This is a genomic window from Ruegeria sp. HKCCA5839 (assembly GCF_013035585.1).
GTDB lineage: Bacteria > Pseudomonadota > Alphaproteobacteria > Rhodobacterales > Rhodobacteraceae > Ruegeria.
Map to the genome: position 1 here is coordinate 165,964 of NZ_WQIE01000007.1, position 23,625 is coordinate 189,588.

General features: G+C 57.8%; 22 protein-coding genes, 1 tRNA gene and 1 pseudogene. 16 read left to right on the forward strand and 8 right to left on the reverse strand.

All coding sequences use genetic code 11. From position 1 onward, the window contains the following. Window positions 1–47: 47 nt before the first annotated feature. From GOV38_RS17825 to GOV38_RS17870, 10 genes are all read left to right on the forward strand, one after another. Window positions 48–2,090, forward strand: coding sequence for a YjbH domain-containing protein (locus GOV38_RS17825; RefSeq protein WP_171208060.1), 2,043 nt, complete (start codon window positions 48–50; stop codon window positions 2,088–2,090). Continuing rightward, complete coding sequence (locus GOV38_RS17830; RefSeq protein ID WP_171208061.1) at window positions 2,087–2,668, forward strand: YjbF family lipoprotein; 582 nt, start codon at window positions 2,087–2,089, stop codon at window positions 2,666–2,668. Before GOV38_RS17825 ends, GOV38_RS17830 begins: the two co-directional genes overlap by 4 nt. Window positions 2,669–2,690: 22 nt before the next feature. Next, window positions 2,691–4,043, forward strand: coding sequence for a polysaccharide biosynthesis/export family protein (locus tag GOV38_RS17835; RefSeq protein WP_174838552.1), 1,353 nt, complete (start codon window positions 2,691–2,693; stop codon window positions 4,041–4,043). Between the two features lie 73 nt (window positions 4,044–4,116). Further along, window positions 4,117–5,130, forward strand: coding sequence for an NAD-dependent epimerase/dehydratase family protein (locus tag GOV38_RS17840; RefSeq protein WP_171208062.1), 1,014 nt, complete (start codon window positions 4,117–4,119; stop codon window positions 5,128–5,130). A gap of 79 nt (window positions 5,131–5,209) precedes the next feature. Further along, a complete protein-coding gene (locus tag GOV38_RS17845; RefSeq protein ID WP_171208063.1) occupies window positions 5,210–6,385 on the forward strand; it encodes a lipopolysaccharide biosynthesis protein in 1,176 nt (391 codons plus the stop codon). Window positions 6,386–6,390: 5 nt separating this feature from the next. Next, the gene (locus GOV38_RS17850; RefSeq protein ID WP_171208064.1) at window positions 6,391–7,620 is read left to right on the forward strand and encodes a hypothetical protein; all 1,230 of its coding nucleotides are present in this window, start codon (window positions 6,391–6,393) and stop codon (window positions 7,618–7,620) included. Further along, a complete protein-coding gene (locus tag GOV38_RS17855; protein ID WP_171208065.1) occupies window positions 7,614–8,354 on the forward strand; it encodes a hypothetical protein in 741 nt (246 codons plus the stop codon). The genes GOV38_RS17850 and GOV38_RS17855 overlap by 7 nt, the downstream gene beginning before the upstream one ends. Then, window positions 8,351–9,487: a glycosyltransferase gene (locus tag GOV38_RS17860; protein ID WP_171208066.1), complete on the forward strand. Its 1,137-nt coding sequence runs from the start codon at window positions 8,351–8,353 to the stop codon at window positions 9,485–9,487. The genes GOV38_RS17855 and GOV38_RS17860 overlap by 4 nt, the downstream gene beginning before the upstream one ends. After that, window positions 9,484–10,017: an acetyltransferase gene (locus GOV38_RS17865; protein WP_171208067.1), complete on the forward strand. Its 534-nt coding sequence runs from the start codon at window positions 9,484–9,486 to the stop codon at window positions 10,015–10,017. Before GOV38_RS17860 ends, GOV38_RS17865 begins: the two co-directional genes overlap by 4 nt. A gap of 2 nt (window positions 10,018–10,019) precedes the next feature. Continuing rightward, window positions 10,020–10,904: a glycosyltransferase family 2 protein gene (locus GOV38_RS17870; RefSeq protein WP_371808496.1), complete on the forward strand. Its 885-nt coding sequence runs from the start codon at window positions 10,020–10,022 to the stop codon at window positions 10,902–10,904. A 6-nt stretch (window positions 10,905–10,910) separates the two neighbouring features. On the opposite strand, the gene GOV38_RS17875 is transcribed toward GOV38_RS17870, so the two are convergent. The 8 genes from GOV38_RS17875 to GOV38_RS17910 form a co-directional block, all read right to left on the reverse strand. Next, window positions 10,911–11,468, reverse strand: coding sequence for a GNAT family N-acetyltransferase (locus GOV38_RS17875; RefSeq protein ID WP_171208068.1), 558 nt, complete (start codon window positions 11,466–11,468; stop codon window positions 10,911–10,913). Continuing rightward, window positions 11,458–11,763, reverse strand: a complete 306-nt coding sequence (locus tag GOV38_RS17880) for a DUF1778 domain-containing protein (RefSeq protein WP_171208069.1) — start codon at window positions 11,761–11,763, stop codon at window positions 11,458–11,460. The genes GOV38_RS17875 and GOV38_RS17880 overlap by 11 nt, the downstream gene beginning before the upstream one ends. A 145-nt stretch (window positions 11,764–11,908) precedes the next feature. Next, window positions 11,909–13,132, reverse strand: coding sequence for an NADH:ubiquinone reductase (Na(+)-transporting) subunit F (gene nqrF, locus GOV38_RS17885; RefSeq protein WP_171101940.1), 1,224 nt, complete (start codon window positions 13,130–13,132; stop codon window positions 11,909–11,911). Window positions 13,133–13,142: 10 nt separating this feature from the next. Continuing rightward, window positions 13,143–13,751, reverse strand: a complete 609-nt coding sequence (nqrE, locus tag GOV38_RS17890) for an NADH:ubiquinone reductase (Na(+)-transporting) subunit E (RefSeq protein ID WP_050603817.1) — start codon at window positions 13,749–13,751, stop codon at window positions 13,143–13,145. Next, on the reverse strand, window positions 13,751–14,404 hold the full coding sequence (locus tag GOV38_RS17895) for an NADH:ubiquinone reductase (Na(+)-transporting) subunit D (RefSeq protein ID WP_170356558.1): 654 nt from the start codon (window positions 14,402–14,404) through the stop codon (window positions 13,751–13,753). The genes nqrE and GOV38_RS17895 overlap by 1 nt, the downstream gene beginning before the upstream one ends. Next, complete coding sequence (locus GOV38_RS17900) at window positions 14,404–15,219, reverse strand: Na(+)-translocating NADH-quinone reductase subunit C (RefSeq protein WP_171208070.1); 816 nt, start codon at window positions 15,217–15,219, stop codon at window positions 14,404–14,406. Before GOV38_RS17900 ends, GOV38_RS17895 begins: the two co-directional genes overlap by 1 nt. Continuing rightward, window positions 15,212–16,420 carry an NADH:ubiquinone reductase (Na(+)-transporting) subunit B gene (locus GOV38_RS17905; protein ID WP_171101938.1) on the reverse strand — a complete coding sequence of 403 codons (1,209 nt, stop codon included), beginning with the start codon at window positions 16,418–16,420 and terminating at the stop codon, window positions 15,212–15,214. The genes GOV38_RS17900 and GOV38_RS17905 overlap by 8 nt, the downstream gene beginning before the upstream one ends. A gap of 4 nt (window positions 16,421–16,424) precedes the next feature. After that, the gene (locus GOV38_RS17910; RefSeq protein WP_171208071.1) at window positions 16,425–17,768 is read right to left on the reverse strand and encodes a Na(+)-translocating NADH-quinone reductase subunit A; all 1,344 of its coding nucleotides are present in this window, start codon (window positions 17,766–17,768) and stop codon (window positions 16,425–16,427) included. 296 nt (window positions 17,769–18,064) lie between these two features. On the opposite strand from GOV38_RS17910, the gene GOV38_RS17915 reads away from it, so the two are divergent. From GOV38_RS17915 to GOV38_RS17940, 6 genes and pseudogenes are all read left to right on the forward strand, one after another. Beyond that, window positions 18,065–19,180 (forward strand): class I SAM-dependent RNA methyltransferase, encoded by a 1,116-nt coding sequence (locus GOV38_RS17915; protein WP_171208072.1) that lies wholly within the window; start codon window positions 18,065–18,067, stop codon window positions 19,178–19,180. 55 nt (window positions 19,181–19,235) lie between these two features. Then, window positions 19,236–19,312, forward strand: a tRNA-Pro gene (locus tag GOV38_RS17920). 260 nt (window positions 19,313–19,572) lie between these two features. Next, a pseudogene (locus tag GOV38_RS17925) lies at window positions 19,573–19,878 on the forward strand (integrase core domain-containing protein); the annotation flags it as partial. 493 nt (window positions 19,879–20,371) lie between these two features. Next, on the forward strand, window positions 20,372–21,280 hold the full coding sequence (locus GOV38_RS17930) for a DUF6492 family protein (protein ID WP_171208073.1): 909 nt from the start codon (window positions 20,372–20,374) through the stop codon (window positions 21,278–21,280). 39 nt (window positions 21,281–21,319) lie between these two features. Next, window positions 21,320–22,288 (forward strand): glycosyltransferase family 2 protein, encoded by a 969-nt coding sequence (locus GOV38_RS17935; protein ID WP_171208074.1) that lies wholly within the window; start codon window positions 21,320–21,322, stop codon window positions 22,286–22,288. 2 nt (window positions 22,289–22,290) lie between these two features. Further along, complete coding sequence (locus GOV38_RS17940) at window positions 22,291–23,346, forward strand: glycosyltransferase family 2 protein (protein WP_171208075.1); 1,056 nt, start codon at window positions 22,291–22,293, stop codon at window positions 23,344–23,346. Window positions 23,347–23,625 lie beyond the last annotated feature (279 nt).

A 23,625-nucleotide genomic window follows, 5' to 3' on the forward strand; every position in this document is an offset into this window, starting at 1 on the left:
GCCGTCTGTTTGTCGGTATTCTGGCATTGATTGCACCGACCCCTACCATGTCAGAACCTCAGATCCAGACCACCTATAACACCTATGGTTATCCGGGGCTGGTCGAGCTTCCCTCGGCCCATAGCCGCCCGGACGCGGAACTGGCGCTGAACTTCAGCCATTTCAGAAACACCACGCGCACGACGCTGACCTTCCAGGTCACCCCGCGCCTGTCGGGAAGCCTGCGCTATTCGGCGCTGCGCGATGTGCGCGGCAATACACCGGGCGCCGCTGTGCAGGATGAGATCTTCGATCGCAGTTTCTCAATCCATTTACGGTTTCTGGACGAGTCCAGCCGCCGCCCGGCCATGGCCATCGGGCTGAACGATTTTCTGGGCACCGGGATCTACCAGTCGGAATATATCGTAGCCTCAAAGACCGTGCGCCCCAACCTGCGCCTGACAGGTGGCATTGGCTGGGGTCGACTCGCGGGGTTAGGGTCTTTTCAGAACCCGCTGTCTTATATCTTTGGCAGCCGGATGGACACCCGACCCGGCCGTGAAGGCGATGAGGGTGGCACATTGCAATCGCAAAACTGGTTTCGCGGTCCGGCCGCCCTGTTTGGCGGGATCGAATGGCAGATCGGTGACCGGTGGAAGCTGCAGGCCGAGTTCTCGCCCGATGCCTACCCGCAGGAGGACGGCACGGCGTTCGACCGCAAATCCTCGTTCAATTTTGCCGCGCAGTATCGCATTCGTCCCGACATTCATCTGTCGCTGACCTATCTCTATGGCTCGGAAGTCGGCGTGAACCTGAGTTTTGCGTTGAACCCCAAAGACCCACCCGCCGCAGGGCTGCGCGGTAATGCACCGCCACCAGTCTTGGTGCGCGGGGTCAACCAAATGCCCTCAGGCACCCCTGCCGACAGTCGGCGTCGTTTGGCAGCGGCGTTGCAGCAAGAAGGGCTGCGGCTGCAAAGCCTTGAAACGCATGGCGACATCGCGGTGGTCGGCGTACAGGGCACCTCGCGCACCCGGACGGGGCAGGACATCGGGCGCACCGCCCGGGCGATGAGCCGCACCCTGCCTGCCCATATCGAACAGTTCGAAATTGCACTGGTTGTCAACGGCCTGACCCCGACCAAGGTCACAATCCAACGGCGGGATATCGAACAGCTGGAACATGAGCTGGACAACAGCTGGTCCAGCTATACGCGCGCGCGCATCGAAGAGCTGGATCAGGCCATTGCCGGACCGCGCGCTGCCTATCCGGTGTGGAACAACCGCATCTCACCCTATATCCAACCGGCCCTCTTCGATCCTGACGAGCCGGTGCGCGCAGATTTCGGCGTTCAGGCCTCGACCCAGGTTGAACCGGCCCGTGGTGTGATCCTGCGCGGCATCCTGCGCCAGCCATTGCTGGGCAATCTGGACGATTCTGACAGGCCTTCGGATTCGACCCTACCGCGCGTGCGCAGCGATGGGGCGCTCTATGATGCCGAAGGCAGCCCCGCGATCACCGAGCTTACGGGTGCCTATTATTATCAGCCTGCTGGCGATCTGTTCGGTCGGATCACGGGCGGTTATCTGGAGCCGATGTTCGGCGGCCTGTCCGCAGAGTTGCTGTGGTTTCCGCTGAAGTCGCGGTTCGCGATGGGGGCCGAATTGAACTATGTCCGCCAGCGCGATTTCAACCAGTTGTTCGGCTTTCAGGATTACAGTGTCGCCACCGGTCATCTGTCGGGCTATTGGCAGATGCAGAACGGGTTTCACACACAGATCGACGCGGGCCGATATCTTGCCGGTGATTGGGGCGCCACCTTCACCCTGCATCGCGAGTTCAAGAACGGCTGGCGCATTGGGGCCTTTGCCACGCTTACCAATGTCTCGGCCGAGGATTTTGGCGAAGGGTCGTTTGACAAGGGCATCATTGTAACGATCCCGATTGATTGGCTTTCGGGTTCCCCTACCCGCGATGACTTCACCACCGTGCTGCGCCCCGTCCAACGCGATGGCGGCGCGCGACTGGATGTGGCCGGGCGGCTTTACGACACTGTACGCGGGGTGCGTGGGCATGACCTTCAGGTCAATTGGGGGCGGTTCTGGCGGTGATCCGTCTGATCGGTTTGCTGGCCTTGATGGGGTGCGCGGCGCAACCAGTGGTCCCTCGGGATTTGCTCAGCCGCGCGCAGCTGGACGCGCTTGGACGTCCCACCTTGCTTGCTGAACTGCCCGAGTTGAAAGTAGCAGCAACACTTGAGCCAACCGCTCAGAATACGGGTGTGCGCACCTGGTCGTCGGGCGATCAGGCCTCGCTGTCGTTCCAGAGCGGGCTTCTGGTGGCCAGCCGTGGATTGGGCCGCGACCTGATGACGGCGGATATATCCGAGACGCTCTTGATGCTGCGAGACGGCCAAACCGGCTATTACCTGAAGCTACACAGCTATCTGGACGGCGAATTTCAGACGGAATTTCAAAGCTTTCAATGCCAGCGCACCGGCAAGACCCGCGAACGCATCACCATCTTCGACCGCCCCCATGACACGGTGCGCACCGAAGAAACCTGCATCACGCCCGGCCTGACCGTAACCAACCTCTATTGGCTAAGCCCTGACGGGTTCATCTGGAAATCCCGCCAATGGGTCAGCGCCAGTGCCGGGTACCTATGGGCTGAACATCTGGTCCGCTGAAACGACAGTTCAGGAGAATGACATGACGCCGATCCTCCGTTTTCTTTCGCATGTTTTGCTGGCGCTGCCGCTTACGGCTTGTGGGATCACCTATACCAGCCCGCGCGTGTCGAACCAGTTGGACAGCGTTGCGGTGCGAGAGGTGGATTTGACAGCTCAGACGGTCCTGTTGGCCAATCGGTCTACCCCCTACACGCCGCGTAGGCTGCCGGCGTCCTTCTATGACACGGCCGGTACAGGCGCGCCGGTGCAGCGTCTGGCCACGCTGCCGGACCGCCCTGAAGTGCCGCACCTGACCCCTCAAGCGCTGGAACTGCGCGCGCCACCTCAGGTCAAACCGCCGCCCTATCGTCTGGGCGTGGGCGACGAGGTTGCCTTGGTCCGGGCCGGAGCAAGTGCGTTGGGCGCCCAATCTGCACCCCAGCGCGAGACCTATACGGTGCGCGCGGACGGCACCATTTCACTGCCTGATATCGGCGCGGTCCGCATCGCGGGCCTTGGCCTGCAAGATGCCGAGGCCGCGCTGTTCGACGCTTTTGTCGACCGCCAGATCGACCCGTCTTTTGCACTGGAACAGACCGGCTATAACTCGAAACGCGTGGCTATTGGCGGGTTGGTCGCCGCACCTCAGAATATCGCGGTCAAACCCGTGCCCCTGACCCTCAGCCAGGCGATTGCCGCCGCTGGGGGGCTCAGCACGCGGGATCGCGACTATGGCACCATTCGGATCTATCGAACAGGCGACCTCTATCAGATCCCGCTGAAAGACTATTTCGCGCGGCCTGATTTGCAACGGCTGAGCCTGCTGAATGGTGACGCGGTCTATGTGGATACCAGCTATGATCTGGACCGCGCGCTTGGGTTCTACCGAGATCAGGTTGACGTGATCAGCCTCAACCGTCAGGCCCGCACTGATGCCCTGGCCGAGCTGGACTCGGCGGTGGGGCTACAACGCGACGAACTGATCGAATCCCGCAGCAATTTCACCGCCCGCACCGAATTGGGGGCCGAAGCCCGCGATTATGTCTATCTGGGTGGCGAGTTCCGCAGTAACGCCCGCCTGCCCCTGCCCTATGGGCAGCACCTGAATCTGGCAGATGCGCTGTTCGGTCAAGGCGGGTTCAGCACGCGCACCGCTGATGCGTCCCATATCTATGTGCTGCGCGCCTCCCCCAACCCGGCCGAGTTCGGTGCGGTGACCGCGTGGCATCTGGATGCGCGCAATCCTGCAGCGCTGTCGGTGGCCTCGCGCATGCAATTGCGCCCCAATGATATCGTGTTCATTCAGGAACAACCGATCACCACATGGGGCCGCGCGCTGGATCAATTCCTGCCATCTCTGGTCAATGCGGGGTTGGATGCAGCGGGTGGCTGACAAAATCTCCTTGACCTTCGCAGGCGGAAAGGGTCCCTGATGGCGCGACGTCAAGACTATGATCGAGGGTGATATGAAGCGGGTTCTGGTCACAGGTACAGCTGGGTTTATCGGGTTCCATCTGGCGCGGCTTTTGCTGGCCGAGGGGTTCCGTGTACACGGCTATGACGGGATGACCGACTATTACGACGTGGCCCTGAAACACCGCCGTCATCAGATGTTGCTGCAAAATCCGGGCTTTGCCGCGACCGAAGGCATGCTCGAGGATTACGATACCCTTGTCCGTGTCGCCGATGAGTTTCAACCTGATGTGATCGTTCACCTCGCCGCGCAAGCCGGTGTGCGATACAGCCTCGAGGAACCGCGCAGCTATATCCAATCCAATGTCGTGGGTACGTTCAACGTGATGGAGATCGCGCGGCAGCATAAGGTCGAGCATTTGCTGATGGCCTCGACCTCATCCGTTTACGGCGCCAATACCGAAATGCCCTTCACCGAGGTGGAAAAGGCCGACACTCAGCTGACGATCTATTCCGCGACCAAAAAGGCCAATGAATCGATGGGCCATTCCTATGCCCATCTGTGGGATCTGCCGACCACCATGTTCCGCTTTTTCACGGTCTATGGCACCTGGGGGCGACCTGATCTGGCGCTTTATAAATTCGTCGATGCCATTCTGGATGGCCGCCCGATCGACATTTACAATCACGGCGACATGTATCGCGACTTTACCAATGTCGAAGACCTTGTGCGCGGGATCCGTTTGCTGATCGACACGCCTCCGGTCCGGCCCTCCAGCCCTGACGAGATCATCGAGGGCGATAGCCTGTCGCCCGTCGCGCCCTATCGGGTGGTGAATATCGGCAATGGTGAGAAGATACGCCTGCTGGATTTCATCGAAGCCATCGAAGAGGCGCTGGGTCAGAAGGCGATCCGCAATTGCATGCCGATGCAGATGGGCGACGTTCCGGCTACTTGGGCAGATGCGGATCTGTTGCAGCGCCTGACCGGGTATCGCCCGCAGACCGACTTCAAAGACGGGATAGCCCGTTTCGTCGAATGGTTCCGGGATTACCACGGCAAATGACGCCGGGGCCGCTCTGACCTCACGGTCCGAGGCGATTTGGGTCGGGCTCGGCCAGCTGTTTCTGCTGGTCGGAGGGCTGGTGCTGTTGCGGTTACAGACCGAGATGCTGGAACCGCAGACCTATGCGCAGCTGGCGCTGGCGATGACACTGTTCAGCTTTGGGCAGGTCTGCATCTACGGCGCGCTCAACCATGGGATTTTGCGATTTTTTGCACTGGCGCCACGATATGGCGGATACGGCGCCTATCGCCGATTTGTCACCAGCCAGTTGATCCGGGTTTCGCTGCTGTGGACCGCAGCGGTTCTGGCATTCGCTGCGTTCATGCAGAGTTTGGGACAGACAGAGGCCGCAATGTTGATCCTGATGGTCCTGCCCTATTCGGTGCTCAATGGCGGCCTCAGCGCCGTGATAGCCTATGGCAATGCGTCCCGTGCGCGTCGGGCCGTTGCGCTGCATCAGGGGCTGGATACCGGGCTCAAGATCACGATGCTTGTGCTACTGACAATGCCATTCACAGCTTCGGTACCCCTGATATTTGCAGCCTATGCGACGGCCAGTCTTCTAACGCTTGGCTCTCTGATCCTCTGGTTGAAACCATGGCGGTTGGATGCGCCGTCAGCGCCGGGTCAGATCGCACCCGTGTTTCGACAGTTTTCCGGGCCCATCTACCTGCTGGCTCCGTTCTCCTGGGGGCTCTTGGTGGCGGATCGCTGGGCCTTGCAGAGCTTTGCTGATCCCGCTGCATTGGCGTTCTATGCCGTTGCTGCGCAAATGACGCTTGGCCCCGCCCGCGTCAGCATGTCAGCCGTTCTGCGGTTTCTGGCCCCGCGCCTGTTCGACCAGATGGAATCCGACAAGTCCGCGGCGTTGCGCGATGTGCACAAGCTGACCCGGCTTGCCTTGCTGCTGACGCTGTTGGGATGGGCAGCAACGATGATCTTGCAAACCCCAATATCGCACCTGCTGCTGGCCCCCGCCTATTGGGACGCCTCGACCCTGCTGCCCTGGCTGGTTCTGGTCGCTGGCCTGAAGGCAAGCGCCGAGTTGGTGGTGCTGCGCCTTTTCGGGACGCTTGACAGCGCAGCCCTAATGCGGCCCCGGATCCTGACGGCTGTCTTGGGCATCACGCTGGTGTTCTGGGGCGCTTGGCAATTCGGGGTTACCGGCGTGATCGCAGCCCAGATCACACAATCCGGTATCTATCTTGTCTGGGCCATGGCCCGCGCCGGGTTTTGGAGCGCACAGCCCGCGTGATCACCATGCCCCTATACCAACTGCCGCTGATCGCTTTGTTGGCGGTCTTCACCCTGCGCAACGGCCTGAAACGCCGATTGGTTTCTTCGGCCATGTTGGGGACGTTGCTGGCCTATGCCAGCTATCTTCTGGCCATCGATGTGACGGGGCAGATCGAACAGGTACGGGTGTTCAACACCCTGCCACCCGAATTTGTCACCGCAAACTGTGCCATACTGGCCGCGTTCGCGACGGCCTTTCTAACGGGTGGTGCTGTGATCAATGCAATCGCGCAAAAGGCCCCCGCAATGCCTGCCCGAGCAAGGGGCGTTCTGGTCCCGCTCTTCACCGGTTTGGCGCTGGTGACGATCTCGGCGGATGGCTGGTGGCTTTTTGCGCCCTACCCACAGAACAAGGGGCAGTTTCAACTCGTCCCTCTGGGCGGAGCTAGCGCCATGGCCAATCTGCTGATCCTGATCGCAGTCAACCGCGCCCACAGTACCGGCCATCAACTGGGCATCGCGCGCGCGGTCTTCTGGTCTGTAATCGCGCATTATGTTCTGGCCGGAGATCGTGGAGCCCTGTTATTTCTGCTGGTCGGTGCCTATGGCTTTCAGCTGTCCAACCTGCCGCGCCTCACCTGGCGCCATCTCGTGAAAACAGGGGTTCTGGCCGCGATGCTGATGATCGGCCTCGAACAGATTTCAGCGCTCAGATCCTGGGGGGCACAGACCCCTTCGGCACAGGGGAGTTTCCTGGCCGAGATCGACCTGCTGCCGCAATCCGTGGCCCATATGTATCACGGCATAGCCCTCCGTCTATCGGGTTATCAGACCTTTGCCGGCAGCACAGTCGAACTGTTGGGCACGCTTTGGCTGCAAATCATCCCGTCGGGCATACTGAGCGCCGTCGGGGTCCAGCTGTACAACGGTCCCTTGATGCTGCATGAGTTTGTCGTGCATGGGGGCGGCTTTTTTGTGCCAGCCGAGCTTTACTTCGCCGCAGGCCCTTCCGCCGTCCTGACCATCGGCGCCTATTTCGGAGCCTTAGCCGCCGTCGCCGACAGGCTGGCAAAACGGCGCAATGACACGCTGATGGTGACGCTGGTTCTGCTGGTGGCGGCGTCCAGTTTTTACACCATGTTCTATGGCGTTCAGGCCGCGCACCGGATGCTGACCCTGCCGCTGGTGCTGCTGGCCACCCGCGCGCTGTTTCGCAATGTGATGCTGCAGATAGGACCACAGCGCGCATGGTGAACCAGTTGGCAGCTGACGCGCGCAAGACACGGTGGCAATGGCTGGCGCGGGGCGTGTCCAGCCATGTGACGCGCATCTATTGCGGATCACTCGCGCGCGATAAATCCGTTGCCATCTGCGGCTATCCCAGATCCGGCACGTCCTGGGTCAGCGCCGTGCTGGCCCGCTATTACTTCCTGCCGGTGCCGCGCCACTACCACCTGCCGCAGCTTTACCCCCAAGTCCTGCATGGCCATGATCTGAGATTGGGTGGTATGCACCGTGTATTCTATATGGCGCGCTCACCCTATCAGCTGTTTCCGTCACTATTCGTGAAACGCTATGGCATCACAAACCCCTCTGATACCGATCGCGCGCGCTTTGCGCGGTTCCTTGAGACCGAGCTTTCATCCCCCCATGAATCGCCGCTTTCATGGGTCAATCACATAGCGGCGGCGTATGAAGCCTTTGGGTCCGAGGCGGTGATGATTTATGACCCTGATCCTCACGCGATGGCCACAGTGCTGTCACGACGCATCGCAGATGTGAACGGAACTTGTGACCATGCGCGCTTGACGCGATGCATCGCCGATCACGCCACCAGCCAGAGCAAGCCAACCACCGTGACCTCGGGTACCGCCCGCGCGTTTGACTGGTTTAACAGCGAAACAGACGCGCTGCTGCAAGCTGAACTTGAAGATCTGCACCATCTTTGCCCACGACTGGACCTTTCACGCCTAAAGGCCCGATTGTGACCCGCGCTTTTCATCCAAACGGCACAGTAACCCGCATGATCTCGGTGCTGCACGCAATTCCCTCAGTCGCCGCGCATCATGGCGGCCCAAGTGTCAGTGTGGCCGGGTTGCTCAATGCACTTTCCGAGACTGGTCTGATCCGAACCTCCTTGATTTGCGGCCCCGATCAGGTTGAGCCTGCGCTGAGCGGGCTTTCCGCGCGCCATGACATGGCCTATGCGTCCTCACGGTTCTGGCTGCCTAAGGCCAAGTCATTGCGCGTGATGGCGCGGGCGATTGACCAAGCGGATCTGATCCATGTGCATTCCTATTGGAATGGGTTTGCAGCGCTTATGGTCGCGCTCGCCCATCGCGCCGGGAAGCCAATTGTTCTATCCCCACGTGGCTGTCTGCACGCTGACGCAATGGCGCAATCCTCGCAGGCGGCAAAACGAGTCTTTGCGGCGCTGGGTGGCAAACGACAGCTGAAACAGATCGCAGGGTTCCACTTTCAAACCGAGGATGAGGCCAAGGCCAGCATTGGACGCGCAGGGCGACCCTCGATCATCCTCGACAATGGTGTTGCACTGCCCGAACCAAACGGCTCGCGGTGCGCGTTGTTTGGCCAGACGCAAACTGACCCGAACCTGGTTTTTCTGGGCCGGATCGCGCGGATCAAAGGGATCGACCTGCAAGTGAAAGCCATCGCCTTGCTGCAGGGTCAGGGCATACGAGCCCATCTTCATCTGGTTGGCCCGGACGGCGGAGACCTGACGCGCCTGATCGCTTTGGCCAAAACCCTTGGCGTCTCGGATCAGCTTCACACCCATGGCCCAGTGTTTTCCGACACGAAATATCAATGGCTGCGCGCCGCAGATGCGGTGTTGATGTCGTCCGAGTTTGAAAACAATTCAAACGCCGCGCTTGAGGCGATGGCCGCGGGCGGTGTGCTGATCGGGACAGAGGGCTGTATCCCGGATGGTCCGGTCCAGGCACAGGCCGCACGGCGCGTGGCTCGCTCGGCCGAGGCTTTGGCAGAGGCCATCCGCCATCGCTCTGACACGCGGGATGCGGCCCGGTACTATGTACGGCTAAACCACGATTGGGCCAGCCGTGCGCACCTGATGCTGGCGTTCTATGAAAAGCTGCTATGACAGATGTAAGCGCAAACCGGCAGAGCCGGAAATACCCGCGCAAAATTCAACTTTGGCGCATCCTTTGGGCGCTGGCACAGCCGCTGTTTCGGCTCAGCCCTAGGCCGTTCTGGGCGTGGCGACGCTGGCTGTTGCGGGGCTTTGGGGCATGTGTTGGGCCTCAGGCGCATGTTTACCCCAGCGTACGCATCACCATGCCCTGGAACCTGTCGCTTGGGGCGCAATCCGCCATCGGTGACCGGGCCATCCTGTATGCATTGGGAGAGATCACCATCGGAGACCGGGCCACGGTTTCGCAAGGGGCCCATCTGTGCGCGGGGTCTCATGACCACCGGAGACCAGACCGCCCGTTGATCACATCCCCGATCCATATAGGCGCAGATGCCTGGGTCGCGGCGGACGCTTTCGTGGGTCCCGGCACCCATATCGGCGCGGGCGCGATTGTTGGTGCGCGCGCGGTTGTCATGCGCTCGGTCCCTGCCGGACGAACCGTTGTGGGCAACCCCGCACAGGTGATTGACCCATCCTGAGTGTGATCATCCTGACGCGGGATGAGGCGCTGCACATCGCACGCGCCATCGCATCGGTGCGCGACATTGCTGACCGTATCATGGTGGTCGACAGCGGCTCGGAAGATGACACCTGCCAGATCGCGCGCGCAGCGGGGGCCGAGGTTCTGCACCACCCCTGGCGCAACTATGCCGATCAGTTCAACTGGGCTCTGGATCAAATAGACGCTGGTTGGGTAATGCGTCTGGATGCAGATGAGGTTGTCAGCGCTGAACTGCGCGATGAGATCGGCCGCAGCTTGCCTAATATCGACCCGGACGTCGCCGGCATCTTTGTCCCGCGTTATATGAACTTCCTGCAGCAACCGGTAAAACGCGGCGGCCTGTTCCCCGTCTATGTTCTGCGCCTGTTTCGCGCGGGCAAGGGCCGGTGCGAGACGCGGTGGATGGACGAACATATCAAGGTTCAAGGCAATAGCCTGCGGTTGAAAGGCACGCTGCTGGATGACAACCTCAAACCCCTAAGCTGGTGGGTGGACAAGCATAATCACTATGCCAGCCGCGAGGTGGTTGACTTGCTGAACCTGAAATACCGGTTCCTGCCGCATGAAACGATTGGGGATGACACCACGTCTCAGGCCGGGCGCAAACGGTGGGTGAAAGAGGCGATCTATGCGCGCCTGCCCACGGGGCTGCGGGCCTTTGCCTATTTCCTGTGGCGCTTTGTGGTTCGGTTTGGGGTCTTTGACACCGTAAACGGGCGCAAATTTCACCTGTTGCAGGGGTTTTGGTACAGGTATCTGGTCGATCTTAAACTGCAAGAGGTTGAGGTCCATATGCGTGCATCAGGCAGCGATGCGCCCGCAGCGATCAAGCGGGTTCTGGGCATCGATGTGAGCCGCAACTAAAGGCCTTTACTCTGCGGCCTTGCGGGTCTCGACAACCCCGCGCACGTCTTTGAGCGTCATGAACATCCGGCATGTCTTGCTTGGCATGCGCCGAAAGCCGAACGCTTCATACCAGCTTATGCGCTTTTGGAACGCAGCCTCGCCATCATCGTCCACAGCGTCCAGAATGATCGCCCAACATCCGGCCTGATCGGCCAGTTGCACCGCTTTTTCAAAGACATGGTGCATAAGGATACCACCCAAACCAACGCCCATGGCTCCTTTGGTCACTGCGATCTGGCCCAAGAACAGCACCGGCAGTTGCATATGCGCCGGCGCCCCGCGAGGCACCTTTTCCAGCGCGCGCGCGTCAAGCTCGCCAAAGTTGATGGCATGATATCCCAATACCTCTGACTGGCCGGGCAAAACCGCCACATAGATGCGGGTAAAGTCACCCTTTTGCAGCTTGGTCGCGCTGGTCTTGAGATAGTTGTTCAGCCGCTCATGACCGCTATCAAACGCGCTGCGGTCATGGGTTTTACCGTCAAATTTCCGAATTTCAATCGGGCTGGCTTCAGTCAGCATGCACCACGCGCGCCGCAAAGGATTTCGCCGATTTCGCCGCGCGGTCAGAGACGACGACCGGTGCATCCAATGCCGCCGCAAAGGCCGACGCATCTTCCTCGGTCAGCCTGTGACGCTGCTGTTCTTCGATCACCTGTGCGCATTGGCGTTCCAGCGCCCAGCGGAGAAAGACAGACTTGTTGACACCGAGCACTGCCGCAGCCGTGTCGATCTTGTCCTTCATACTCTGCCCGTGACGAATTTGCGTCGTCATATCATTGGCTTCGTCTGTGTGTATGTCTCTCATCGAAAGCATGGGTCAACTCCGTTCTGACAGATATGTAGTGCAAATTGCATTACATTGCAAGATTTAACGGAAGCCAACCGCTCCGCCCCGGCACAAGAAAACGCCCCGCCAATCCACGGCAGGGCGTCTGCGGGGCAGTATCCACTGCCGGTTCTTAGCCGCCGAAATCATCCAGCATGATGTCTTCGCGGTCCACGCCCAGTTCCAGCAGCATGTTGATGACCGACTGGTTCATGATCGGCGGGCCACACATGTAATATTCGCAATCTTCGGGAGCGGGGTGGTTCTTGAGGTATTCTTCGAACAACACGTTATGGATAAAGCCGGTATAGCCTTTCCAGTCATCCTCGGGCTGCGCATCGGACAAGGCCACATGCCATTCGAAATTGTCGAACTCTTTCGCCAGAGTGTCGAAATCTTCGACAAAGAACATCTCTTTCTTGGACCGCGCACCGTACCAGAAGCTGATCTTGCGGTTGCGGTTTTCAAGCCGTTTGAGTTGATCAAAGATGTGGCTGCGCATGGGTGCCATACCGGCACCGCCACCGATGAACACCATCTCTTTCTCGGTCTCCCGGGCGAAAAATTCACCAAACGGACCCGAGATCGTAACCTTGTCACCCGGTTTCAGGTTGAAGATATAGGATGACATCTGACCCGGCGGGATGCCTTCGGCCCCCGGAGGTGGAGAGGCCACGCGGACGTTCAGCATGATCATGCCTTTTTCATCCGGGTAGTTTGCCATGGAATAGGCGCGCTCAATCGGTTCGCTCACGACCGATTCATATTGCCACAGATTGAAGCGATCCCAATCTTCGCGATATTCTTCCTCGACGTCGAAATCGGTGTATTTCAGCGCATGCGCGGGGGCTTCGATCTGGATATAGCCACCGGCGCGGAAATTCACGTCCTCGCCCTCGGGCAGATCCAGCGTCAGAGCCTTGATGAAGGTCGCGACGTTCTCGTTCGAACGCACTGTGCATTCCCACTTCTTGACGCCAAAGACCTCTTCCGGGACTTCGATATCCATATCCTGCTTGACCGCCACCTGACAGGACAGTCGGTCACCACAGGCAGCTTCACGCTTGGTGATGTGGCTTTCCTCGGTCGGCAGGATCGAGCCGCCACCGGAATGCACCCGCACCCGGCATTGTGCGCAGGTCCCGCCACCACCGCAAGCGGAGGGCACGAACAGTTTTTCGGCCGCCAGGGTTTGCAACAGCTTGCCACCGGCGGGAACAGAGACCGTTTTCTCACCATTGATGGTGATATTTACATTACCGGTCGACACCAGCCGCGACCGTGCCGCCATGATGATGGCGACAAGGCCCAGAACGATGACGGTGAAAAGGGCTACACCTAAGCCAAAGGTTTCCATTCCGCCCTCCTTACAGTTTCACGCCCGAGAAGGACATGAAGGCCATCGCCATCAGCCCAGCGGTGATGAAAGTGATACCCAAGCCTTGCAGACCGTCTGGAATGTCCGAGTATTTCAGCTTTTCGCGCACACCCGCCATTGCAGTGATCGCCAGCGCCCAGCCAAAGCCCGACGACAGACCATAGGTCGCCGCCTCGGCAAAGTTGTAGTCGCGTTCTACCATGAACAGCGAGCCACCCAAAATGGCGCAGTTTACCGTGATCAGCGGCAGGAAAATCCCCAGCGCGTTGTAAAGCGGCGGGAAGTATTTATCCAAGACCATCTCAAGGATCTGCACCATTGCCGCGATCACACCGATATACGAGATCAGACCAAGGAAAGTCAGATCCACATCCGGGAAACCCGCCCAGGCCAGCGCGCCCGGTTTCAGCAGATAGTTCAGCAGCAGGTTATTGGCAGGCACGGTGATGGCTTGCACCACCATGACCGAGATGCCCAGACCCAGCGCGGTGGAAATCTTTTTGGATACGGCGATGAAAGTACACATCCCCAGAAAGAAGCTGAGCGCGAGGTTTTCGACAAAGATGGCCTTTACGGCCAGTGAAATCAGACCTTCCATCAGTGGGCCTCTACCTGCTGGATTTTGTATTCACGTTCTTCCACTTGGTTCGGCTTCCATGTGCGGAAGGCCCAGATTATCAGACCGATGATAAAGAACGCCGAAGGTGGCAGCAGCAGCATGCCGTTGGGCACATACCAGCCACCATTGTTCACGGTTTGCAGGATGGTGATGCCAAACAGCGATCCTGCGCCGAACAGTTCACGGATGAACCCGACCAGCAGCAGGATCAGGCCATAGCCCATCCCGTTCCCCATGCCGTCGATAAAAGACGCGACCGGTGGGTTCTTCATCGCAAACGCCTCGGCCCGGCCCATCACGATACAGTTGGTGATGATCAGGCCCACAAAGACCGACAGGGTTTTCGAGATCTCGAAGGCATACGCTTTGAGGATCTGATCTACCAGGATCACCAGCGAGGCGATGATCACCATTTGTACGATGATCCGGATCGAGCCGGGGATCTGATTGCGCAGGCATGAGATGAAGAAGGACGAGAACGATGTCACGAAGATCACCGCCAGCGCCATCACCATCGACACTTGCAACGACGAGGTCACCGCCAGCGCCGAGCAGATGCCCAGGACCTGCAAGGTGATCGGGTTGTTGTCGACAAGCGGGTCGACCAGCATCTCTTTCTTGGTCTGGGACATCAGATCTCTCCTGCTTGCAGCTTGGCCAGGAACGGAGCATAGCCCGCGTCACCCATCCAGAATTTCACCAGGTTGTCGACACCGACCGAGGTCAGGGTCGCCCCGGCCAGCGCGTCGATGTAAAAGTCGGGGCCTGCGGCAGGCTGCGATTTCGCCACGGTGATCTGAAGATCACCCGCGTCGTCGCGCAGCTTTTTACCGTTCCACAGCGCTTTCCAGCGCGGGTTGTCCACCTCGGCCCCAAGACCTGGGGTTTCGCCGTGCTGATAGAATTGCAGCCCGAAGATATCGTTGCCGTTGTTTTCCAGCGCGATAAAGCCATAGAGCGTTGACCACAGCCCATAACCATGCAGCGGCAGGATCACCTTATCCAGCCCGCCCGCATCGTCGCGCAGCAGATAGATCACGCGGAATTTGGCCTTGCGGCCGATACCGGCCGGATCATCCTCCAACGCGACGCTGAGGTCAGGGTCGCTGGCGGCAGCGATGTCGTCAAACGTGGCCGGGTCGAACTGATCGTCGACGAAGTTGCCGGTGGCCAGATCCAGCACATGCGGTTCGAACGCTGCGAAAGCGTCGGTTACGTCGATGCCGGGCTCGTAGATACCTGCCACCTGCAGCACGTTGACCTGCTTGTCCTTCAGGGCGTTCGCCTCTTGCACCGGGCGCAGGCTGACGGCGGCGGCAGATACGACCATCGAAGCCACAAGGCAGACGGCCACGGCGATGACGATCGTTTTGCCAACTGAATCCGGCGAAGCCGCCAGAAACTTGGCAAAGGCGCCTTTGGGTTCTTGAGGTTGCGGATCAGACATGGCGACGCGCCCTCCGTTTGATATTGGCCTGAACAACAAAATAGTCGATCAGCGGTGCAAATACGTTCCCGAACAGAATTGCCAGCATCATGCCTTCGGGGAAAGCCGGATTGATCACCCGGATCATCACAACCATGACACCAATCAGTGCGCCATAGATATAGCGGCCCAGATTGGTGTGGCTGGCCGAGACCGGCTCGGTCACCATAAAGGCCAGCCCAAAGGCATAACCGCCGATCACGATATGCCAGTACCACGGCATGGCAAACATCGGGTTCGTGTCGGACCCGATCAGGTTCAACAGCAGGGTAAAGCCGATTGTTCCACCCAAACAGCCCAGGATCAGGCGATAATTCGCAATCCGCGTGGTCAGCAAGAAGGCCAGGCCGATCATGCATGCCAGCGTCGATGTCTCACCAAAGCTGCCCTGAATGGTGCCAAAGAAGGCGTTCCACCAGGTGATGCCATCCGCGGCCAGCGCCTGATAGCCTTGCGAGGCCGACACTGACAGGGCGGTCGCGCCCGAGAAGCCATCCACCGGTGTCCAGACGGTGTCGCCCGACATGCTGGCAGGATAGGCGAAATACAGGAAAGCCCGCCCAACAAGTGCCGGGTTGAGGAAGTTCTTGCCGGTACCACCAAACACTTCTTTGCCGATGACCACACCAAAGATGATCCCCAGCGCCACCTGCCATAGCGGGGCCGAAGCGGGCATAATGAGGGTGTAAAGCATCGAAGTAACAAGAAAGCCCTCGTTCACTTCGTGCCCACGCACGGTGGCAAAGATGACCTCGAATATGCCGCCCGCGACCAAAGTGACGATGTAAATCGGCAGGAAATACATCATCCCGTGCATCACGTTTGCAAAGATGCTGTCGGGGTTCAGTGAAATGCCGAATGCTTGCAGGATGGCGATCCGCCAGCCGGTGGCCGCGTCCGCGCCCAGCATGGCAATGGCCGAGTTCGCCTGATAGCCGGTATTGTACATCCCCCACAAAATACATGGGATCGTCGCGATCACGACATAGGTCATGATGCGTTTCATATCGATATATGACCGCGCATGTGGCGCAACGGTGGTGACGGTTTTCGGCGTGTAGATAAAGCTTTCGACCATCTCGTAGATGGGGAAATACTTCTCGTACTTGCCGCCCTTGGTAAAGTTCGGCTCGATCCGATCAAAGAAGCTGCGCAAACCCATCGGCTCAGCCCTCCTTTTCAATCTTGTTCAGACAGTCGCGCAGCGCCAGCCCGTATTCATATTTCGCCGGGCAGGCAAAGCCTACAAGGCCCAGATCTTCTTCATCCAGCTCCAGCGCACCCAGCGCCTGAGCCGTATCGGTGTCCATCACCAGGAGCGCGCGCAACAGCTGGGTCGGCAGGTAATCCTGCGGCATCAGCTCTTCGAACACGCCAGTCGGAACCATGGCGCGCCGTCCACCGTTCAAATTCGATGTCAAAGCATAGAGCTTTTTCGAAAACGCCGAGCCCAGCACCGGCTGGAATGAAAACTTAGACGGCATCGGACGGATCCAACCCATCGGGATCTGGTCATGATCCTCACGGATGATGGTTACCTGTCGGGCGAACCGACCCAAAAAGGCAGTTGGCCCCTCAGCATGCTGGCCTGACAGGATCGAGCCCGAGATGATCCGGGCGGTGCCGTTGATATTGACCTCATCGCGGGTCAGATCGTCGGTCGAAGCTCCCATAACAGTTCGGATCAGGCGCGGCTGGCGCGCACCGGGCCCGGACAGGGCGATCACGATATTGGGGTCCAGATGGCCCGTCAGCATCAGCCGACCGATGGCGATGACATCCTGGTATCCTATCGTCCAGACCTGCTTGTCACCGATCAGGGGTTCGAGAAAATGAATATGCGTTCCGGCCAGGCCCGAAGGGTGTGGGCCAGAGAATGCCGCAAGCTCTACCCCGGCCACGTCAGCGCCCGGCACGGTATCTCCATCCTTGTGGCAGACATAGGTCACGCCTTCGGTCAGCTTGGCAACCGCCGCAAGACCCGCCGCAAAGGCTTCTGTCACCTCGGAGATGATCAAGCCCGCATCCGGTGCCAGCGGGTCGCTGTCCATGGCGGTAACAAAGATCGCTGCAGGCGCAGTTCCCGGTTGCGGCATTTTGGAATAGGGGCGCGTACGAAACGACGTCCACAGACCCGCCGCGCAGAGTTTGGTTGTCACGCCTTCGGCCGTATCGGCATCACCGACGTCCGAAAAATCTATGCCGGTGTCATTGGCGTCAGACACTTCGATGACCACGCTTTGCAACACACGTCGCGCACCGCGGTTGATGGCAACCACCTTGCCGCCAAGCGGGGCCACCATCATAGCCTCAGGAGCGTCCTTATGACAAAAGAGCGGCGCGCCCCGCTGCACGATGTCACCTTCCTGCACCAGCATCTTGGGCTTCAGACCGATATAGTCGCCCCCAAGAACCGCAACACGGCTGTATTCCGGCCCCGGTTGGATCTTTTGGTCCGGGGCGCCTTCGACCGGCAGGTCCAGCCCCTTTTTCAGATTGAAAGTTTGCATCTTGCTACGGTCTTCCAAGCCTTTTCTCTGCGCCAGCTTAGCCTACACCCAATCGGGGTTTTGCGTCAGCGCGGATACTCTGGGTTCGCTTTGCAATCGCATCGTAAACACTCCAGAATCCGCAGGCGTATTTCTGATCATGGACCCTTTACGCGCGGTTGGTCACAAACGCAAACCCGTTACCGCGAAAAGTCATGGCTCAAACCCGCAATCTCAGGATTTTTGGCGTTTCATTCATCAGATTTTCCTCAAATTAGCCGGTCGCGCCCCTGTTGCATCCAGTGTAAGCAACCAAAATGACAAAACACACGAAATTCGAGATTTTTCTGGTCGCCACCCCAGGGCTTGAATCGCCCCTGTGTGCCGAAGCGCAGAAAAACGGATTCGCAGACGCGAGAAAAGTTCCGGGCGGTGTCGTCTGCCAGGGATCATGGCCCGAGGTCTGGCGCGCCAATCTCTGCCTGCGGGGGGCCAACAAGGTTCTGGCGCGTATCGGCAGTTTCCCGGCAGTGCATCTGGCGCAACTCGACAAACGGTGCCGCAAATTTCCTTGGGCTGACTTTCTGCGCCCGGATATCCCTGTCAGGGTTGAGGCCACCAGCCGCAAGTCGCGCATCTATCACGCAGGTGCCGCGCGGCAGAGGGTCGAACGAGCGATCAACGAAACGCTTGGCGCACCCATCTCGTCCGAGGCCGACTTGCGCGTGCTGCTGCGCATCGAAAAAGACCTCTGCACCTTTTCGATCGACAGTTCCGGAGAGCTTTTGCACAAGCGCGGGCACAAGGAAGCCATCGCCAAGGCCCCGATGCGAGAGACCATGGCCGCGATGTTCCTGCGCGCGTGTGGTTTCGACGGGTCAGAGCCCGTTCTGGACCCGATGTGCGGATCGGGCACATTCGTGATCGAGGCCGCAGAGATCGCTAGGGGCCTGCTGCCCGGTCGGTCGCGATCGTTTGCATTCGAGCAACTGGCTGGTTTTGACGCAGATGCCTGGTCTCAGATGCGGTCTTCGTACACACCGACCCACAGCAAATTGATCCATTTCGGATCTGATCGCAATTCCGGTGCGGTTGAGGCAGCAGGCGCAAATGCCGCGCGCGCAGGCGTGGCGGACAATACCCGGTTCAGCCAGCGCGCCGTCAGCGATATCAAACCCCCGCCGGGTCCGACTGGGTTGGTGATCGTCAATCCCCCCTATGGCGCGCGTATCGGAGACGAAAAACGCCTGCGGTCACTCTACGGAAGCCTGGGCAAAACGCTTATGTCCAGATTTCAAGGCTGGCGCATAGGCATTGTAACGAGCGCACCCGCACTGGCCCGCGCAACGCGCCTGCCTCTGCTGGCCCCCGGCCCGGTCGTGGATCATGGCGGCACCAAGGTGCGCCTCTACCAAACCGACCCGCTGCCTTAGCCTCAGAATCCCCCTTGCGCATCCCGCCCCCCTTCTGTAGATCACCCGCCACGGTCGGAGCGTAGCTCAGCCTGGTAGAGCACTGTCTTCGGGAGGCAGGGGCCGGAGGTTCGAATCCTCTCGCTCCGACCAATTTACACAATAATTACAAATATTTATCCACCCTCTATTGGATTGCTAGCATGGTGTTGTCTATTTGGGCAGCACCTGGGCAGCACCGAAATCTGGGGCTTCTGACTGAGCAAACTAGTATATGTATTCAATCAAACTACCCGAGGCTTGCGCGCCGACTGTAAAATGGCTTCATCTAAACGTAGCTTCCTCACCAAGCCGATTCCACCTATCCCGCTCAGTTTAGCGGCCTCTGGCTATTTAAGCTCGCGAGTGATTACCCGTGCATGGTGGTCTCGGACAACGGCACGGAGCTGACGTCGAACGCCATGCTGAAATCACAGGAGGATCGCCAGGTAGAATGGCACTACATCGCACCAGGCAAGCCCATGCAGAAAGGCTTGGTCGAAAGCTTCAACGGGCGGATGCGGGAGGAGTGCCTGAACGAACACCTGTTCCCGTCTCTGCGCCATGCCTGCCGCATGATTGCGGCATGGTGCGCCGACTACAATCACCACCGCCCGCATTCGAGCCTCGCTGGCCTGACGCCATGCGAATATGCTAACCGGTCAAAGGAAGACCAAAACCTGAACAGAGCTAACCTCAATTCGAGGACTCTCAGGGGAGCAGGTCATTGCCAGCGCAGGGGGGGTAAGTCGATCGTATGCGTCAGCGAAGCAGAACTTGCGGCCATTTGCTTCGCGATCGCGGATCGCGTGCGCATAATCCACGGCTACGCATAGAATGGCGAGGCACCACAAGCATAACGGAGAGAGTGTCAACGGGCATACTGAGGATGGCTCGAATAGGTCTCACAGCACCTCTTATTTAACGAAAGTCTAGCTTGCTGATCAAATTTTGAGCAGCTGAGGCTATTTTTGGGGGTCCAGCTTTTCCGATGACCGGTGAAAGGGTTGATTGTCGCGAAACAATGGGAACAGCCTAGACTGACAGGAGCTGACCCAAATCTGTGAAGTATCACTTGGGCTATAAGCGCATGAAAAGTCGTTCCTAATGATCGGGTTGCGAAAGCCTCCCGGACCATTCTTATAAGGCTAGTTTTTTGGGTTTTGTTTCGCCATGACCACGAACACTTCCGATATTCAGTTTTTAACCTGCTCTTTCAGAGGTGACTTAGAGCTTTGCGAGGTCATGTGTGAAAGCACAGACCGCCAGGCGCCGGAAATTCGCCACTTGGTTGCCGTTCCGCATCGAGATGTCGCAATGTTCCGTCATCTTAACAATAACCGACGCGAGGTAGTAGCATCAGAGGAGCTACTTCCATCTGGGCTACTTACATTACCGATTCCAAGAGGACGTTGGCGAAAGTGGTTGGGGCTATCTAACCATGATCAATTTCTTCTTCCTGATGGGAAGATGACCAATGGCTGGATTGTGCAACAAGTATTAAAACTTAGCGCGTCCGCTTCCAGCAGCGCCGAAATAGTCGTCCACCTCGACAGTGACGCGGCCTTAATAAAGCAGTTTTCTAGAAGCCATGTCGCGTCGGATGACGGTGCCGTACGGCTTTTTGCTAACCCGCATCTCGGTGAGCGCGAACCGCAAGGGTCCTGGCATCTTGCCGCGTCACAATTACTTGATCTTCCGCCCACCCGTTACTTTGGTGCTGGTTACATTGATCAAGTAGTGGTCTGGCGAAAGGATCGGGTACGCGAACTCGTAAAACACATTGAAGAAGTGGCTGGACAGTCTTGGCAAAACTTATTGATGAGAACGCCACAGTTTTCAGAGTATATCCTTTACGGCGTTTTCTGCGAGCATATCCTTGGCAAGGCTTCAGGACATTACCCAACGGATGAGTCGCTCAGCCTGACTTGCTGGACTGCGGGTGAAAACAACGAAACGATGCTCGAGCGCATAAAGCCTCACCACATCGGCATGGCAATTCAGTCGACAATTCCAATTTCGATCAAAGACAGGCGTAACTTAGTTGAACAAACCAGTATGCTGTCGAAGCGCTATGCCTAGTGCTTCAGTACGATCGCATAACAGGGAGTTATTATTTGAATGAACCGTTCGGCACCTAACATCGGTATTGGCATCTGTACGTTCAAAAGGCCACAGGGATTGCAACGACTGCTTCGGTCACTGCCGCTTGGATTGATAGGTGTTGAACCGGAACCAATCGTTTTTGTGGTCGACAACGATGGCTCCGATCCGTCCGTTTCAGCCGTTGTTGCTCGCGTAAGCGCGGAGACATCTCTGGATCTACGTATTTTTGTCGAAAAGTCCCCGGGTATCTCAGCGGCAAGGAATCGATGCATTGAAGAAGCGCAGGAAGCGGGATGCACCAGTCTTGCAATGTTGGACGATGACGAATGGCCTTCGGAAGGGTGGCTCAAAGCACTTGTTGAAACACAGCGCGACACGGGCGCCTGTGTGGTTGGAGGAATAGTGCATCCCGTATTTCCTAAGCAAAATGATGAACTGAACAAATACTCCCATTTCTGGGCAGTGGCCCCTCAAAAAAGAAGCGGTAGAGATTTCGTGCATGCGACCAGTAACTTTATCATTGACCTGGCTCAGATTGCAGATGTCGAAGCACCTTATTTTGACGATGCCTATGGTCTCACAGGCGGTGGCGATCTGGTCTTTTTTTCGCGTCTTTTTGGTCTGGGCAAAAGGATGCACTGGGAAGAACATGCACTTGCTTTCGAGGAAATTCCAGAGAAACGCGCAAATTGGAAATGGATGAGAAAACGACGCTTTAGAGTAGGCAACCATATGGTAATGGAGGAAGAGATTGCCAAGGGTCGCTTCAAAACGCTTATCAAGACAGCGGGTCTCACAGTCAGACTACTTTTTTATCCTGTACTGCGTCGAGAGCCGACCGGAGCAATGATCGGCTGGTGGCTCGAGACGGTCAAGGTGCAGGGGCGGTACTTTGCCCACCTTGGAATGCGATCAGTAGAATACGCGCGGGACGGAACAAATCTGCGACGAGTATCCGGTGCCAAGCCGTCGATCGGATCTTAGGTATGATGCAATCGTCTGAAAACTGTGCAGAGGTTGAGGCGTTGGCGCCGCCAGCTAATGACGTGTTTGTCGCGATACCGACTCTGAACGAAGAGCAGAACATTGAAAATTGTATCCGGCAACTCCTCGATGGCGATCCATGGATGGCGGGCGTCTGCCTAATTGTTGCAGATGGTGGTAGTACAGATAGAACATGCACCATCGTTGATCGACTGAGAGACGAATATCCTAATTTGCGGCTTGTGAATAATTCCCGCAGGCTGCAGTCGTCAGCTGTAAACCTTGTTGCTGAATTTGCCGAAGCTGAAGGCGCTCGTTTTCTGGTTCGCTGTGATGCACATGCAATATATCCCTCTGGTTTTGTGCGTCGTGTCGTTTCAAAACTGGCTTTGATGCCCGAAGATACGGCGGCGATAGCTGTCGTAATGGATGCCGTTGGCGAAAATGCTTTTCAGCGCTCATTGTCCACGATCGTTGACACTCGCATTGGTTCGGGAGGTGCACACCACAGAGGTGGAAATTTCAGTGGGTATGTCGATCACGGACATCATGCTGGCTTCGCTTTGCGATGGTTCCGGGCTGTCGGAGGTTATGATGATACCTTCTCACACAATGAAGACGCGGAACTGGATGCGCGCTTTGCGAAGGCAAACGGATTGATATGGATGGAGTCGAGCATTCGACTGAAATATGTGGTCCGAAATAGCTTAAACAAGCTGGCACGGCAGTATTTTAACTACGGAGCTGGACGCGCACGCAATATAATGAAGCACGGAACGAGACTTAAGGTTAGGCAAGTGTTACCGCTGCTGTGCGCGACACTGTTGCTGGCTTGTATTCTTGTGTCCGCTTTTTGGAGTGTCGCGATTGCTCCCGTAATTGCGTACTTGGGCGTGTTGTTGGCTTTGAGTCTGATATTCGCCTGCAAACTTAAATCGCCCGCAGGTCTGTGGACGGGGCCAATTGTCTTCATCATCCACAATGCCTGGGCCGTCGGATATATATACGCGTTTGTCTGCGCGCAAATTCACAAAAGCGGGCAGGTTGCGACTCAGTAAATTGCCCAAGGCCGATACTGGTTCTGGCCGTAGGCACAGCTCGCTATGATCTTCAGCTTCGTTTCGCAAAAATTGTGATTTTCTACCTGGTCATGTGCGACGATTTATTATTTCGATTCGCGCAAAGAGTTGAGACGTTTTGGCCGCAGAAAGCTTGCGAAAATATCCGTCAGGGAATTCTCTATCTGATTATATTTTTAGCAGTAGCGCCTGCATTCAGGCAACAACTTCACACCTCGGATGCTTCGACCGAAAAATCTATTTCTATCGGCAACGACA

Excerpts from the sequence above, each read along its gene's own strand:
- GOV38_RS17825 (WP_171208060.1), top strand. The coding sequence starts at position 48 with ATGTCAGAACCTCAGATCCAGACCACCTATAACACCTATGGTTATCCG.
- GOV38_RS17835 (WP_174838552.1), top strand. The coding sequence starts at position 2,691 with ATGACGCCGATCCTCCGTTTTCTTTCGCATGTTTTGCTGGCGCTGCCG.
- GOV38_RS17840 (WP_171208062.1), top strand. The coding sequence starts at position 4,117 with ATGAAGCGGGTTCTGGTCACAGGTACAGCTGGGTTTATCGGGTTCCAT.
- GOV38_RS17850 (WP_171208064.1), top strand. The coding sequence starts at position 6,391 with ATGCCCCTATACCAACTGCCGCTGATCGCTTTGTTGGCGGTCTTCACC.
- GOV38_RS17855 (WP_171208065.1), top strand. The coding sequence starts at position 7,614 with ATGGTGAACCAGTTGGCAGCTGACGCGCGCAAGACACGGTGGCAATGG.
- GOV38_RS17865 (WP_171208067.1), top strand. The coding sequence starts at position 9,484 with ATGACAGATGTAAGCGCAAACCGGCAGAGCCGGAAATACCCGCGCAAA.
- GOV38_RS17875 (WP_171208068.1), bottom strand. The coding sequence starts at position 11,468 with ATGCTGACTGAAGCCAGCCCGATTGAAATTCGGAAATTTGACGGTAAA.
- GOV38_RS17880 (WP_171208069.1), bottom strand. The coding sequence starts at position 11,763 with ATGCTTTCGATGAGAGACATACACACAGACGAAGCCAATGATATGACG.
- nqrF (WP_171101940.1), bottom strand. The coding sequence starts at position 13,132 with ATGGAAACCTTTGGCTTAGGTGTAGCCCTTTTCACCGTCATCGTTCTG.
- nqrE (WP_050603817.1), bottom strand. The coding sequence starts at position 13,751 with ATGGAAGGTCTGATTTCACTGGCCGTAAAGGCCATCTTTGTCGAAAAC.
- GOV38_RS17895 (WP_170356558.1), bottom strand. The coding sequence starts at position 14,404 with ATGTCCCAGACCAAGAAAGAGATGCTGGTCGACCCGCTTGTCGACAAC.
- GOV38_RS17900 (WP_171208070.1), bottom strand. The coding sequence starts at position 15,219 with ATGTCTGATCCGCAACCTCAAGAACCCAAAGGCGCCTTTGCCAAGTTT.
- GOV38_RS17905 (WP_171101938.1), bottom strand. The coding sequence starts at position 16,420 with ATGGGTTTGCGCAGCTTCTTTGATCGGATCGAGCCGAACTTTACCAAG.
- GOV38_RS17910 (WP_171208071.1), bottom strand. The coding sequence starts at position 17,768 with ATGCAAACTTTCAATCTGAAAAAGGGGCTGGACCTGCCGGTCGAAGGC.
- GOV38_RS17915 (WP_171208072.1), top strand. The coding sequence starts at position 18,065 with ATGACAAAACACACGAAATTCGAGATTTTTCTGGTCGCCACCCCAGGG.
- GOV38_RS17930 (WP_171208073.1), top strand. The coding sequence starts at position 20,372 with ATGACCACGAACACTTCCGATATTCAGTTTTTAACCTGCTCTTTCAGA.
- GOV38_RS17935 (WP_171208074.1), top strand. The coding sequence starts at position 21,320 with ATGAACCGTTCGGCACCTAACATCGGTATTGGCATCTGTACGTTCAAA.
- GOV38_RS17940 (WP_171208075.1), top strand. The coding sequence starts at position 22,291 with ATGATGCAATCGTCTGAAAACTGTGCAGAGGTTGAGGCGTTGGCGCCG.